The sequence below is a fragment of the Thalassotalea sp. G20_0 genome, assembly GCF_017744175.1.
GTDB lineage: Bacteria > Pseudomonadota > Gammaproteobacteria > Pseudomonadales > Endozoicomonadaceae > Endozoicomonas.
In genome coordinates this window covers 1-14817 of sequence record NZ_JAGHQV010000050.1, presented here as the reverse complement: position 1 = coordinate 14817, position 14817 = coordinate 1, and the positions used below count along the sequence as shown (strand labels likewise).

9 protein-coding genes are annotated in these 14817 nt (G+C 48.0%); 3 read left to right on the top strand and 6 right to left on the bottom strand.

The annotated features are described in order from the left end of the window. Nucleotides 1-7 precede the first annotated feature (7 nt). The 3 genes from J7438_RS21130 to J7438_RS21120 all read left to right on the top strand — a co-directional run bounded on the left by J7438_RS21130 (nt 8) and on the right by J7438_RS21120 (nt 5759). Nucleotides 8-2983 (top strand): ankyrin repeat domain-containing protein, encoded by a 2976-nt coding sequence (locus J7438_RS21130; protein ID WP_209278113.1) that lies wholly within the window; start codon nt 8-10, stop codon nt 2981-2983. A 132-nt stretch (nt 2984-3115) separates the two neighbouring features. Then, entirely contained in the window at nt 3116-4516 is a 1401-nt protein-coding gene (locus tag J7438_RS21125; RefSeq protein ID WP_209278112.1) for a hypothetical protein, read from the top strand. A 553-nt stretch (nt 4517-5069) separates the two neighbouring features. Next, a complete protein-coding gene (locus J7438_RS21120; RefSeq protein WP_209278111.1) occupies nt 5070-5759 on the top strand; it encodes a hypothetical protein in 690 nt (229 codons plus the stop codon). A gap of 329 nt (nt 5760-6088) precedes the next feature. Here J7438_RS21120 and J7438_RS21115 read toward each other — a convergent pair whose 3' ends face one another. From J7438_RS21115 to J7438_RS21090, 6 genes are all read right to left on the bottom strand, one after another. Beyond that, nucleotides 6089-6619, bottom strand: coding sequence for a hypothetical protein (locus tag J7438_RS21115; RefSeq protein ID WP_209278110.1), 531 nt, complete (start codon nt 6617-6619; stop codon nt 6089-6091). Nucleotides 6620-6774: 155 nt separating this feature from the next. Beyond that, nucleotides 6775-7494 carry a hypothetical protein gene (locus J7438_RS21110; RefSeq protein ID WP_209278109.1) on the bottom strand — a complete coding sequence of 240 codons (720 nt, stop codon included), beginning with the start codon at nt 7492-7494 and terminating at the stop codon, nt 6775-6777. A gap of 444 nt (nt 7495-7938) precedes the next feature. Continuing rightward, complete coding sequence (locus J7438_RS21105) at nt 7939-9069, bottom strand: hypothetical protein (protein ID WP_209278108.1); 1131 nt, start codon at nt 9067-9069, stop codon at nt 7939-7941. A 368-nt stretch (nt 9070-9437) separates the two neighbouring features. Further along, nucleotides 9438-10991, bottom strand: coding sequence for a SpoVR family protein (locus J7438_RS21100; RefSeq protein ID WP_209201052.1), 1554 nt, complete (start codon nt 10989-10991; stop codon nt 9438-9440). Then, on the bottom strand, nt 10978-12267 hold the full coding sequence (locus J7438_RS21095; protein ID WP_209201053.1) for a YeaH/YhbH family protein: 1290 nt from the start codon (nt 12265-12267) through the stop codon (nt 10978-10980). Before J7438_RS21095 ends, J7438_RS21100 begins: the two co-directional genes overlap by 14 nt. Before the next feature lie 111 nt (nt 12268-12378). Continuing rightward, a complete protein-coding gene (locus tag J7438_RS21090; protein WP_209201054.1) occupies nt 12379-14301 on the bottom strand; it encodes a PrkA family serine protein kinase in 1923 nt (640 codons plus the stop codon). Nucleotides 14302-14817: the final 516 nt, after the last annotated feature.

The following is a 14817-nucleotide window of genomic DNA, read 5'->3' as shown; positions in this document are numbered from 1 at the left end:
TTCATGCTTGAGTATCAATGTAAATATCCAACAGTTATGGCTGGAACTAAATCCTCCGTGGCTTGCCATGAGACCCAATAATACATCACCGTACCCTGCCCATCAGGCCAGCTTGCCCGGTGCAAGCTATACCGATTCATCTGACGACGAGAGCCCGTTGAGGCCAGCAACCACCCCTGCCATAGTCGGGTCCAGTGAATGTATGGAGTCGGGTGCTGGCCAATCAATCGAAACAAGAAATATTCGCCCCCTTTATAACACCAGCAATTATGTAGACCAGTCAAAGCCTCTGAATGAAGCCCCGATACTGGCTGCTTGTCGCAACAACCAGATTGACTTGTTACAGGATTTACTGGCGGCAGAACCGGCGTTGGCTTACCGGGCAGCACCATCAGATATAACGGACAAGGTTCGGGTATACCTATACCCCCTCGGTGTCACTGCCCAGGAAGGGCATGAGAAAGCCGTGGAGCAGTTGCTGATTGCTCTGGATAGACTGCCCGAGGGAAAAAGGCCCGGTGGTGGTTCCATCATGGCCGTTATCAATACGGCTGACCCATCGGGGAGAACTCCGCTCCACCTGGCTGCCTGCCGAGGTCATATCAAGGTGGTGGAGCAGTTGCTGAATGCTCTGGATAGACTGCCGGAAACCGAAAGGCCCGCAGCCGTTCAAAGGCTTCTGAGCGCCACTGACGATGGCGGGCAGACCCCGCTACAGCTTGCCAGGCAACAAAACCACCAGGAAGTCGCGGTTTTGCTGCGGGATGCTCTGCAGAAACCGGCACAAACAGCAAGGCTTGATTCCATCATTCCAGAGGACTTTGATCAACCGGGTGCAAGCAAGCTTCCGGCAGCTCAACCAGGTACATCAAATGAGGCTTCTGAGGTTTCTGCACAACGGTCATTGTCTTTTGATACGTTGAAACCCAGAGCAACATATGTTGAACCACTGCTTTCTTATGATGAAATTAAGACTGCTATAATGCATCTGCACCGGGCTGCGAAAAATGGCAACATTGAGATCTTGGAACGATTGTTATCGACCACTCCCGACTTTCTGATCAATATGAATTATATCGATGGCGAGACGCCACTGTGCGCCGCTGCCCGCTACGGCCACCCAGAGTGCGTCAAGGCTTTACTGGGCGTTTCCGGTATTTTGGTGAATGCAAAGGATATCTATGGCTGGACGCCCCTGTGCGCAGCTGCCCGATACGGCCACGCCGAGAGCGTTAAGGCATTACTGAGAGCTCCCGGCATTTTGGTCAATGAGAAGACTAGGATTTCGATCCCCCGGGCTCACGCTGCAATAGGTTTAAAAGCCCATGTCGAGATCTGCAGGGCGTACCGGAGACCTTCAAACATTCTGGTCAATGAAGAGAATAACTATGGCTCGCCTCTATGCGCCGCTGCCAGCTTCGACGTCATCGAGGGTTTGGAGGGGTTATTAACCGGCAACGATGACCTTACCCCCCTTCACCTTGCTGCCGGATATGGCCACGCCGAGTGTGTCAAGGCATTACTGACCGATCCCGGTATTCTCGTTAATGATAATAACAACCGCTATGGCTTGACCCCCCTGCATTACGCAGCCAAAAGCGGCCATCAGGCGTGCCTGAGGCTGTTAATTGCCAGCAAGAATATGAAAATCACACTTCTCGACGCTGCCCGGGACGGGCAAACCACGGTTTTGGAGGAGATACTAAAAAACCTGAAAACACTGAAGGGGCCCGCAAAGTCTGAGGCCATCATGCTGGTTCTGAATGTGGTCGACCAGGGCGGTAAAAATTTGCTCTGCCGAGCTGCACAAGCCGGGCACGAAAAAGTGGTAGCCTTGTTACTGAATGTCCTGAATGATCTTCTAAAGCCGGAAGCTACCAGGGCGGTGCTGAGTGCGGCAGACAGTTTCGGCAGAACACCGCTTCATATAGCTGCTCACCATGGCCACTATAAGATCGTTACCCAGTTGTTGGCTGAGGACGTTGAAACCGGGTTTTCCTATACCTGTGTGGCCAGCAAAGGGCAGGAGCAGTTAGCAGAACTTCTGAAGGCTTTCCCTATTTTGAGTGCAGCCATGAACGGGAAAACAACCATTGTCGCCCGGATGCTGAAAATTCTGGAGACCTGGCCTGAATCTGAACGTTGCCAGGCAGTCACGACGGTAATGACTCTCTCCAACAAATACGGGCAAACAGCGCTACACGTCGCTGCTCAAATTGGTGAACAGAAGGTTGTGGAGCAATTGCTGAATACCCTGGACGGAATGACGGAACCTGAAAGGGCTCATACCATTCAGAAGGTGTTTCATGCCTCATATGTTAGAACACCGCTGCACTGGGCTGCTTTCAAAGGGTATCATAAGATTGTGGGGCAATTACTGGATGCAGTGGGCAGACTGCCAGCAACAGCAATGCGGAAAGCCTTCACTGCTGTGGTAGATGCCTTCGATCAAAAAGTTGTGGAGCAATTCCTGAGTACTGCGAATAACTACCAGGAATCAGAACAACAAATTGTTGCCTTCGAAGCAATGATAGGTGCCGTCAGATTCAAAAGCTCACGACTGGCCGCAGCTGTCGGGTATCAGCTGATTAAGGCCTTCCCGCTCTTGAGTGCTGTTCTGGGCGGGCATAACCAAAGCGTGAAGCAATTAATGCAAGTGTTGACAGTGTTGCCGAGGGAGGAAAGGGGGGCTGCCATTATGGTGCCACTAATGGAAACCCGGGCAGACGGAGCAACACCGTTGTATCTTGCAGCCAGTCAGGGAAATATCGAGATAATGAAACCGTTGTTGAGTGCTGTAACTATTCTCCTGAACGATGGAAAGCGCAAAGAAGCCAGGGAAGTGCTGTACTCTGCCTGCACGGTCAAAGAAGAGGATGGAACCCTGATGGAGATAGCCCCGCTAGGGATCGCTGCCATAAACCGGCATGATAAGGCTGTAAGTTTGCTATTGGAGAAGATACGGGAGTTATTTATTACATAATAAAGGACGTTTAAAGAACGGCTGTCACCATCGCCTGGAAATAATTAAATCGTCTAACCCAATGTTTGAACTTTATCTTGTGGCAAAACTCTGAAGTCTAATGTTGACCTGGAGTTGAAGGGGTAACTGGCTATGAGTATGCCATCAATTTCTGCCCAAAACACAGCTGAGACCCAACCTCAATTTCATGGCGATCAAGAGGGAGAAAGCGCCAGCGCAGCCCCGGTAAAATTTGATCGCTGGATGATCAGTTTAAGCGAGATTGACAGTTTCCTGCGGGGCAAAGACCGTGAGGCGTTTGAGAGTATCGCAGAGCGAATGTGCAGAAGGGCAGAGTACCAACAAGATACGAAATCCTACAACTTGAGTAACCCGGGAAAAGATTCTGGTGCCTGCGCTCTACCAGTGGATGACAGTCAGGGGTGCAGCCAGGGGCAAAAGGTCAAGAACGTTACTGGCTTGATCCTCAGGCTCCAGTCAGGGGTTCAGCAGTTGCTTGATGAAGTCAACGGCCATTTTGCCGAAGAGCCGTTCACGGGGTCTAAAGAGGCATCCCCTGAAGGTGATGGCAATATTGTGGCAGAAGACGATGGCTCAATGGGCTTCAGTGGGCTCCCTGCCGGTCAACCCGATCCGGCTTATCAGTCTGCTGCAGTGCCTTCATCGTCTTTTGCGACGGCTGATCCAGCCGCAACGCCGGTAGCTCCAACGCTCTCTTATGATGCCCTTTCGCATGAGACTGAAACAAAGTTAACGTATTTAAGTGCTCACATGGAACGATTGATGAGAGATCAGTGGGGGGATGGTCAGATAACAGAGTGTCGAAATCAGATGCAGTGGATCAAGGGAGAGTTGAACAGTATTGAAACGTTGGGGCTTAAACATTTTTCTGGAAAATTCAGAGAGGTCAGGAAGCAATTTGAGGAGCTTCAGGTAAAGGATTTTCATCACCGTTTGGATAAGCTGGAAGAGGTCGTCAACATAAGGAGCAGCAAGGATATACAGTCCATTGGACGCGACAATAGTGAAAAACGAGTATTGGAAATAATGGGGGCTCGGTTTGAGCAAGCAAAATTAGAGCTGGCTGAGCTTCATTCTCAGTTCAATGAATTGAAAGAAAAACTACAACCCTGCAAGGGTCATATCAGTGATAGTCAACAAACAGCTACAAACAGTGAAGTTAAGAATAAGATAGATCCTCTTGAAAAAGAGTTTGGTGATTACTGGAAAGAATTTTTTCGCAAGTCTAAATATCTGGAGGAACAGTTTCTGCAATGCTCCCACTCAGACCTCCTTAGAGAGCAACACTTGGGTAAAATGATGGAGCTTAGGGATTTCTATCTTCAGTCATCAGAAGCAGCAAAAGTACTGATCATAAAATTCGTTGGTATACCAGCCTATGAAAATGAGCATCTGATGCTTAACAGGCATATTGAACATATGCTTACGCAGATCGAAGTTCTGAACAAACAGATCTATCAACAAGAGCAGGAAGAGAACCGGGAAAAACGATCTGGTTGTATGCAATCCTGAATTCAGCGTGCTGTACTCTGCCTGCGAGGTTAAAGAAGAGGATGGAACCCTGATGGAGATAGCCCCGCTCAGGATCGCTGCCATAAACCGGCATGATAAGGCTGTGAATTTGCTATTGGAGAAGATATGGGAGTTATTTATTACATAATAAAGGACGTTTAAAGAACGGCTGTCACCATCGCCTGGAAATAATTAAATCGTCTAACCCAATGTTTGAACTTTATCTTGTGGCAAAACTCTGAAGTCTAATGTTGACCTGGAGTTGAAGGGGTAACTGGCTATGAGTATGCCATCAATTTCTGCCCAAAACACAGCTGAGACCCAACCTCAATTTCATGGCGATCAAGAGGGAGAAAGCGCCAGCGCAGCCCCGGTAAAATTTGATCGCTGGATGATCAGTTTAAGCGAGATTGACAGTTTCCTGCGGGGCAAAGACCGTGAGGCGTTTGAGAGTATCGCAGAGCGAATGTGTACAAGGGCAGAGTACCAACAAGATACGAGATCCTACAACTTGAGTAACCCGGGAAAAGATTCTGGTGCCTGCGCTCTACCGGTGGATGACAGCCAGGGGGGCAGCCAGGGGCAAAAGGTCAAGAACGTTACTGGCTTGATCCTCAGGCTCCAGTCAGGGGTTCAGCAGTTGCTTGATGAAGTCAACGGCCATTTTGCCGAAGAGCCGTTCACCGGGACTAAAGAGACATCCCAGGCAGGTGATGGCAATATTGTGGCAGAAGACGATGGCTCGATGGGCTTCAGTGGGCTCCCGGCCGGTCAACCCGGTTCGGCCTATCAGTTTGCTACTTCAGAAAGGCTGGAAAATGAAGATCAGAAAAGAGAGCTTATCCAGGAAAAAGTCAAACAACTCTTCATTAAAGCAAGTATTGCTATGGATTTGTTTCCTGCTCGCCCAAGCGAAGAAGAGGTAAAAGAAGTGGAGGCTCTGTTTGAGCAAGCAAAATTGGAGCTAAAAGAAATGGAGGCTCGGTTTGAACAAGAAAAATCAGAGTTGGCAGAGCTTCATTCTCAATCCTATAAAGAGCTTCATTTTCAATTCAATAAATTGAAGGGAAAATTACAACCATACAAGGATAATATCAGTGATAGTCAACAAACTGCTGCTATAAAATGGAGAGCTGTGAAGTTTTCATGTTACACAGGTTACACAGGCTGGAGACCCGGGAACTTCTCATGTTCCACAGGACTTAATGAGTCGAAGAGGTTCTTGAAAGGAAAGCCTTATTGAATGAAGACAGTGCTGCATTTACCTCCTCCCGGTACCAAAATATCCAGGCAAGAACCGCTTCGAGATGCAGATATGACTTTCCTGTGACAAAATAATCATCTGCGAGAGGCCGACCTCCTGGAATTATGTCAGCCACTGACCATTCCCGCTAGTGGTTACTGCTCTGCAATTGAGACGCTGCAACATCGGTTATCTCTTCTTGTTCAGTCAGGCCAAGGTCTCCACTGGGAGGATTAAGAAAATGAACTGCATCACCTCATGGTTGTGGCAGAGCAGGAGATTCTCTCAGAAGATCCATGGCACTTATCAGTATAAGACTTTCACCCAAACTATTTGTGCACTGATTCCAGCTTTTTATCGAATTGTTGCAGCTCGGAGATTTTTTGATCAATTGTTTCGCTTTTGTTATGGCTGGCGGATCCGGAGAGAGTAGAGAATGTGTCGTTTATCATCTGGAGATCTCCCATTATCAAGTATGCTCTGCCTCTCATCGATAATGCATTGAATTCTGACAAGTTCTGGTCGATGGAGGTGGAAAGCAGGTTATTAGCTGCTTGCATCACCTCCTCCAGATTGTCTAAGAGCTGATCAGTATCACTTGCAAGCCAGGGAGCCACCAACGGAGAGGCAACATTCTCATTCTTGCCAGATTGCGTGTCCTGATTCCCAACGGGCAGTGCGACGGTTCTTTCCTGAAGGGAAGGGCTTGTGCTTTCTGACGGGCATTTAGAACATTCATTACCAGTAGTACTGGGTTTAACCTCCTTGTTAACAGCAAAAGCGTGGCCGACTTGTTCATCCCTTGATTGTGGAACATATTCTGCAAGAGCGGTAGTACTGGTTTGCGGTAGGTTAATCATTCCTGCTTTCCTCTTTGACTGAGTTAAGACTTGGGATGCTGTCCAGGTGAAGCTTTATGCTCTCCTGCTCTCTCAGACTCCATGGGGGCTGGTGGCAGTCAGAACAGCGTCAGGTTATATCATTAACCGCGGACTGACTGATGTGATCGAAGATTTCATGGCCAATCAAAAATAACGTTCGTATTTTCTTGGTCATCCAATTCATACGATGCTTTCAGCCTTGAAATGTATTGGTTCAGCTCGGAGATTTTTTGTTCGATTGTTTCGCTGTCGCTGGGGGATTCAGCAAGAAGATGATAGAGAAGTCCCAATGTTGTGAGTGCTATGCCGGCCATTCGATGTGCATCACTTTTTGACCAGTTCTGGTCAGGGGAGTAGGAAAGTATGTCAGTAACGACTTTCAGGAGCTCATCCTGCTGGGTGATGGTTTCAGAAGCACTATCGTAATGTTTAATCGCTTTTTCAGGACTGGAAGCCCAAGAATTATCTTCGTCTGATATCGAAAGTGAACTAAAATCGGGTATTTGTATCTCATTTATAATATTAAATGTATTGTCGTACATCTGGTGCGAACTCCCTGCCTGATCCGGCTTGAGTGAGTTGAAATAAGCATCAACTAACACGTCGAAGTCCTTGATAAGGGAGTCAGCAATCCCACTAAGCCGTGTGAGCTGATCCCCAACAAATATGGTAACCGTTTTTTTCTGAAGAGAATGTACTTCGCTTTCTGGCGGGCATTTAGAATGTTCATTGTCAATATCACTGGGTTTAACCTTCCTGAGACCAGCAAAAGCCTGGGCGATTTGCTCAGACTCTTTTGATGGCGGAACATTGGCCGCTGGAAGTAGAGTACTGGTTGGAGATAGTTTATTCATTTCTTTTTCCTGTGAAGGTTTGGAATGCCTCCAGGTAAAACCTTATGCCCTTCTGTTGTAACCGTTCTGGCCGTAGTCAGAAAAGCGTGAGGTTATATCTTCAAAAAACGAACTGAACAATGTGATCGAGGATTCCATGGCCTGAATACTCAAGATTCTTTGCAAGCTTTGAGGCATATAAATTTGATATTTAGTTACTTTCCGATTTTGGACTAATAAAACAGGAAATAGTTCAAATGACCCGTCTGAATGCTCAAGAAATCACAGGATATCCAAAGTGTGAGTGGGGAGCGGCAGAAATCAGAATTGCCTGTATCGCATATGAGCAACGTAAGCAATTTAAGCCCGGACATCATTTGGCTATTTTCGCCGTCGTTGATGCAATCAGCAGAAAATTCAGACTAACTTGCCCAGGGGTCTCTATGGTGGAATGGATTAAACAGCTTATTGCTGCTTACATGCCTCTTCCATCATTGGTTGAAGATCTTCTACGGTGGTCATTTTCTTCCCATTGGGTACGAAGATAATTGCCTCGTCAAGAGCGCCGATACATCGTCCCTGGTACTCTGGAATTTTGCAGGCATTAAAATACATTTGCAGGTGTTCGTGAAAAATTGCACTCCCTGTAGCATTGTTGGTGTGCGTTGGCCTTTCGCCGATAAATAGTACAGGCTTGGTTGTGCCCCATGCCCTGAGTATTTGATAATCATCGAGATGTTCTTGTGAGAAATACTCTTCAAGCGTTGGCAAATATGTCGGTAGGGGTGGCCAGCTGATTACCAGAAAATCGGATCTATGCTGATATTTCACCACTGTATCGAGTGAGTTTTCATTCCGGACAACTATCGGTGGTGAAGCCGCAGCCGGGTGTTGATAATTGCTGTGGTTGTCACTTACCACCATCCTGAAACCATACTTTTTCAGAAAGTAAGAGAGATACCCCTTACCCCCCATCACTTCGATACCTCTCTTGCAGTTCAATGATCGCAGTTTCTCTGCCACAGGATTCAACCAGACAGACGACGGGGTAAAGTACAGTCCAAATTCATCTTCCAATCGGCTGCTACCTCTGGCCTCTGCCAACAATGTATCTCTGAACAAGGCATATAACTTAGGGCTCTCTGCGTGATGCATCGCATTAAATTTTTTGAGTCCCTCTTCATGGCCCCTGGTATGATACTCATCGGGTAAGTCGAACCGTTTGAGCTGGTTAAAATAGTGCTCGTTGTTGTCTTGATAACGCCCAAGCGTCAGAATAAATTTAATGTCATCATCGCTAAACTCACTGATGATCTCTAACAGTGTTTTCTGATCGAGTACTGGAAGCAGATTCCTGAAGCACCTGTTTTTAAAACTGGTGCAATCAGACTTTGTTATATTGTCTACTTTCGTTATTTTAAAATCAGACGTCTGTTTCGGCATCGCAGCAGCGGCCAGGGCACCACTTTCCTGTATGGCTACTGTGCTCTTTGCAGCCACTGGCTTTGGAAATGAGTTATCATCTCCCTGACTGGGTGATGGCTTACGTGAACCAGCTATCGCCCTTGACGGCATATTTGCTAATAAATTATCCATCTTTACACATCTGTCTGGAAGATTTGTAAAACAGGTAGAGATATCTCTCAAATTCATTAACTCTGACTTTCATTCACCGGTTTGGTTCCATTGGTTGGTGAAATTTTTTTGGAGGTGCTTCCAGTCATTTAACACATTTGAATGCTTATATTGAGCGATTGAAGGGAGATCAGCAGGCGGATGATCAGATAACAGAGTGTTGAAATCCGATGCAGTGGATCAACGCAGAACTGGCCAGCATAGAACTATTGGGATTAAGAATTCCGGTTTGTTCGGTGAATAAACCCACTATTCACCGAACAAAATGGAGTTTTTATCCTTAAATTTCTGCCATCCTTGATGCAGTGTCGCCCCGGCGGGCGTTATTCTCAAACAGTTTCTGAGGATTGCTTCTCTTTAGGCAGCGTATGTTCATATTGAACAATATTTTCTTCGTCCACACACTCCAGTTTTACATCAAAGCCCCACAGGCGGTGAAGGTGTTTGATGATTTCACTGGTGCTGTTCTTATCAAGGGGCCTTCCTTTGTGCATGTAATGACGAAGGGTCAGTGAACGGTCACCACGGACATCCACGTTGTAGACCTGGATATTGGGCTCCCGGTTCCCCAGGTTGTATTGTGCGGCCAGGTTTTCCCTCAGCTGACGATAGCCCGGGTCATCATGGATGGCATCCACCTCAAGGTAAGGGTTCACTTCATTGTCATCGATGCTGAACAGCCGCATATCCCGCATGACCTTAGGCGACAGGTACTGAAGAATAAAGCCTTCATCCTTGAAATTCTGCATGGCGAAGTGCACCGCATCCAGCCAGTCAGTGTCGGCCAGGTCCGGGAACCACTCCCGGTCTTCATCCGTTGGATTCTCGCAGATTCGGCGTATATCCCGGAAGATATTGAAGCCCAGGGTGTAGGGGTTGATGCCACTGTATCTTGGGTCATCAAAATCCGGCTGGAATACGACACTGGAGTGAGAATGCAGAAACTCCATAATAAAGCCTTCGGTAATCAGGCCTTCGTCGTACATTTCATGCATCAGGTGGTAGTGCCAGAACGTTGCCCAGCCCTCGTTCATGACCTGGGTCTGTCGTTGCGGGTAGAAGTATTGGGCAATCTTACGCACAATACGAATAATTTCCCGCTGCCAGGTTTCCAATAGCGGCGCATTCTTTTCGATAAAGTACAGCAGATTCTCTTCCGGATCCTTGGGGAAGCGAACGGTTTTTTTCTCCTGTTCAGTCTCGCGCACAGGGATGGTTCGCCAGAGGTCATTCAGGTTGCGCTGAATATACTCCTCCCGCTCCTGTGAGCGCGCCTTTTCCTGCTCCGCAGACATGGGCGTTGCCCGAACATAGCGATTGACGCCCTGATTCATCAGGGCGTGGCAGGCATCCAGAATGTCCTCGACGGCGCTGATGCCGTACTTCTCTTCACATTTGGCCAGATAGCTTTTGGCAAACAGCAGGTAATCAATAATGGCACTGGCATCGGTCCACTGCCGGAACAGATAGTTACCCTTAAAGAAAGAGTTATGACCATAGCAGGCATGGGCAATCACCAGCGCCTGCATCGGCATGGTGTTTTCTTCCATTAGATACGCTATGCAGGGGTTGGAGTTGATCACTATCTCATAGGCCAGCCCCATTCTTCCCTGCTGGTAGTTCTGCTGGTTGCTGAGGAATGTCTTGCCATAACTCCAGTGGTTATACATCAATGGCATGCCAACAGAGGAGTAGGCGTCGAGCATCTGCTCAGAGCTGATCACCTCTATCTGGTTTGGATAGGTGTCCAGCCTGAACTTATCGGCCAGCCGGGCGAACTCCCGGTCATAGATCTCCAGTAGCTCGAATGTCCAGTCGGAACCGGTGGAGAGCGGTTCTTTTCTTTTTTTCGGTGTTCTTACCGGTGCTTCAACTTCCAACATGACTTCCCTCCTTTTTCTCAAATAAGCGGCGGAAGGTTGGGTAAATGTCCGCATAGCTGCGGATCTGCTGCATGGCAAAATGTCCCGGGTGTGCCTGCTCTATTGTCTTGTACTCATACCAGAGGTTCTGATGATGGCGATCGGTGATTTCTACATAGGAGTAGTACTGACAAACCGGCAGCAACTTTTCCAGAATAATATCGTGACATTTACTGGAGTCGGCTTCCCAGTTATCGCCATCGGAGGCCTGGGCGATGTAGATATTCCACTCGTTGGGGGAGTATCGGTCAGTGATGATTTCATCCGCCAGGCGCAGGGCGGTGGATACCACCGTTCCCCCGGTTTCCCTGGCGTAGAAAAAGTCATGTTCATCACACTCACGGGCTTCGCTGTGGTGCCGGATAAAGACTACCTCTACCGCTTCATAGTTCCTCTCCAGGAACAGATAGAGCAGCAGGAAGAAGCGCTTGGCCATGTCCTTGATTTCCCGGGTCATGGAACCGGAAACATCCATCAGGCAGAACATCACGGCCTTGCTGGAAGGCTGTGGCACTTTGGCCATGTTGTTGAAACGCAGGTCAAAATCATCAATAAATGGCAGGCGCTTCAATTTTTTGTTAAGTACATTGATCTCTTCACGGAGCCGACGGGCCTGAAGCTGGTCAACTTCATCCGGGCTGACTTCCATTTCCCGCAGCTCCCGCTTCAGCGTTCTGATCACTTTCCGGTCTTTACCAGAGAGAGCTATCCGCCGTGCATGGGCAGCACGCAGTGATCGGACCACGTTCAGGCGATCCGGCGATCCGGCGGTGGTAAAGCCTGCGCGCTTTAGTTTGTAGTCTGTGCTGTCTTTCAGCTCTTTCCTGACCAGATTGGGCAGTTCCAGATCATCAAACAGGTACTCAAGAAATTCATCACGATTGATCTGGAAGGCAAAGTCATCAGCGCCTTCACCGCTGTCACTGGCCTTGCCATCCCCTGTGCCCTGGCCGCCGCCTCCCGGTGGTCGCTGAATGCGATCGCCCTGGTTAAACTCTTTATTACCCGGATGCACATGGCCATGATGCCCGCCCTGACCATGATGGAAAAAGGGCTCACTCAGGTCTTTCTTAGGGATGGTAATATTGCTGCCGCTTTCAACGTCGGTGATTGAGCGTTGATCAACAGCACCCTGTACAGCCTCTTTGACCAGGCTGCGGTAACGCCTCAGAAAACGCTGTCGGTTGACAGTGCTCTTCTTTTTTCCGTTGAGGCGTCGGTCGATTATGATGCTCATAAAGACGCTCCCCCGATGGTTGCTAATGTTCGCTTAATAGAGAGTTGCCCTGGCTAATACAGGGCATAAGAGTTATGCCCGCCTGCCGGTGATGGCAGACGGACGTCGTTTTTATTGAGACTTGCGAACCCGGATATACCATTCGGATAACAGGCGAACCTGTTTCTCGGTATAGCCATGGGCAACCATTCGTGAGACGAAATCGGCATGTTTGCGCTGGTCTTCCTGGGATCCCTTGGCATTGAATGAGATGACCGGCAGCAGGTCTTCCGTATTGGAGAACATCTTCTTCTCAATCACGGTGCGCATCTTCTCATAGCTCAGCCAGCTGGGGTTCCTGCCATCATTATTGGCCCGGGCCCTGAGCACAAAGTTCACCACTTCATTCCGGAAGTCCTTGGGATTGGCAATACCCGCAGGTTTCTCAATTTTCTCCAGCTCTTCGCTGAGTGCAGCACGGTTAAGAATATGGCCGGTATCCGGATCACGGTACTCCTGATCCTGAATCCAGAAATCAGCGTAGGTGATGTAGCGATCAAAGATATTCTGACCATACTCAGAGTAGGACTCCAGGTAGGCGGTTTGAATTTCCTTGCCCAGGAACTCGATATACTTGGGCGTCAGGTACTCTTTGATAAACGACAGATAGCGATCATGTACCTCTTCCGGGAACTGGTGCTGTTCAATCTGCTGTTCCAGAACATACATAAGGTGTACCGGGTTTGCCGCCACCTCTGAAGGGTCAAAGTTGAAGACCTTGGACAGAATCTTGAAGGCAAACCGGGTGGAAAGACCGTTCATACCTTCATCAACCCCGGCCATGTCCTTGTATTCCTGCAAAGGCTTGGCATTAGGATCGGTATCTTTCAGGTTTTCACCGTCGTACACCTTCATCTTCGAGTAGATAGATGAGTTCTCCGGATCTTTGATACGGGACAGTGTGGTGAACTGTGCCAGCATCTTCAGGGTATCCGGTGCACAGGGGGCATCCTTGAGGGAGCTGTGTTCAAGCAGCTTCTCATAGATATGGATCTCTTCACTGACTCTTACGCAGTAGGGCACCTTGACGATATTAACCCGGTCAATAAAGGCTTCATTGGTTTTGTTGTTCCGGAAAGACTGCCACTCAGACTCGTTGGAGTGCGCCAGCAGAATACCTTCATAAGGGATGGCACCAAGGCCTTCGGTACTGTTGTAGTTACCTTCCTGGGTTGCGGTCAGCAGCGGGTGCAATACCTTGATGGGTGCCTTGAACATCTCAACGAATTCCATGATACCCTGGTTCGCCCGGCACAGCGCGCCGGAGAAGCTGTAGGCATCCGGATCGTCCTGGGAATATTCTTCCAGCTGACGAATATCCACTTTACCCACCAGGCTGGAAATATCCTGATTGTTCTCATCCCCTGGCTCGGTTTTGGCGATACCAACCTGATTCAAACGACTTGGGTAGAGTTTAACCACTCTGAATTTGGAGATATCACCACCATACTCATTCAGTCGTTTAACGGCCCAGGGTGACATAATGTATTTAAGATACCGGCTTGGTATCCCGTACTCTTCTTTGAGAATATCGGCATCTTCATCCGGGTTGAATAAGCCCAGGGGGGATTCAAAAACCGGAGAGCCCTTGATGGCATAGAACGGTACTCTCTCCATCAGCTGCTTTAATTTTTCCGCAAGGGATGACTTACCGCCCCCCACTGGCCCCAGTAAGTAGAGAATCTGTTTCTTCTCTTCCAGGCCCTGTGCGGCGTGTTTGAAATAAGAGACGATCTGTTCAATGGCTTCTTCCATGCCATAGAATTCTTTGAACGCCGGATACTGCTTAATCAGTTTATTGGAAAAGATCCTGCTTGAGCGTGGATCCCGGGAAGTATCAATCACCTCAGGCTCACCAATCGCTTTCAGCATACGTTCAGCGGCGTTGGCATAAGCCCAGGGATCTTTTTTGCAGAGCTCCAGGTACTCCGTGAGACTCATCTCTTCCTGCTGGACGGACTCGTATCTCTGCTGGTATTGAGCAAATATGGACATCTGTTTTCCCCCTCGCCTGATCGTTGTGAGTCTTGTAAGGCGTACTGCTTAATTATGATTTTCAGAAGTCTTCCTATCCTTTTGAACGACACATTATCAATAATGAAAAAGTGTACGTACATTTACGTTATAGAACTAATGGGTAAGAATGTCTATACCTTTTACGGTTTGATTTTTCAGGAGTTATTTGTGAAATAACAGAGTGGGGTGGGGATAAAACAGCCAACTGTTTAATAGGTATCCAGCCAGTCTAGATTAATTTTTCGACTATTTGAATATATTTTGTCGTATAAATATTGATCATAAGATTTGGTTGATTGTCATAAAAATCTCAAAAAAGAAATTTTATTGAATTGGCTTATCATCATTGAAATGTCAGTTTAACCCAATGGTACTGACTTAAGAGTGAAAGTCTTGCCATACGTAGGCTTTAAGGCACCCTGCGATTTGAACCACAAAGCACACAAAGAGCACAAAGGAAAAGAAAAGCTCTTCTTAGTGCTCTTTGTGTGCTTT

Bases quoted from the DNA above. Each gene is read 5' to 3' on its own strand.
- J7438_RS21090 (WP_209201054.1), bottom strand. From the start codon at position 14,301: ATGTCCATATTTGCTCAATACCAGCAGAGATACGAGTCCGTCCAGCAG.
- J7438_RS21115 (WP_209278110.1), bottom strand. From the start codon at position 6,619: ATGATTAACCTACCGCAAACCAGTACTACCGCTCTTGCAGAATATGTT.
- J7438_RS21105 (WP_209278108.1), bottom strand. From the start codon at position 9,069: ATGGATAATTTATTAGCAAATATGCCGTCAAGGGCGATAGCTGGTTCA.
- J7438_RS21110 (WP_209278109.1), bottom strand. From the start codon at position 7,494: ATGAATAAACTATCTCCAACCAGTACTCTACTTCCAGCGGCCAATGTT.
- J7438_RS21125 (WP_209278112.1), top strand. From the start codon at position 3,116: ATGAGTATGCCATCAATTTCTGCCCAAAACACAGCTGAGACCCAACCT.
- J7438_RS21095 (WP_209201053.1), bottom strand. From the start codon at position 12,267: ATGAGCATCATAATCGACCGACGCCTCAACGGAAAAAAGAAGAGCACT.
- J7438_RS21100 (WP_209201052.1), bottom strand. From the start codon at position 10,991: ATGTTGGAAGTTGAAGCACCGGTAAGAACACCGAAAAAAAGAAAAGAA.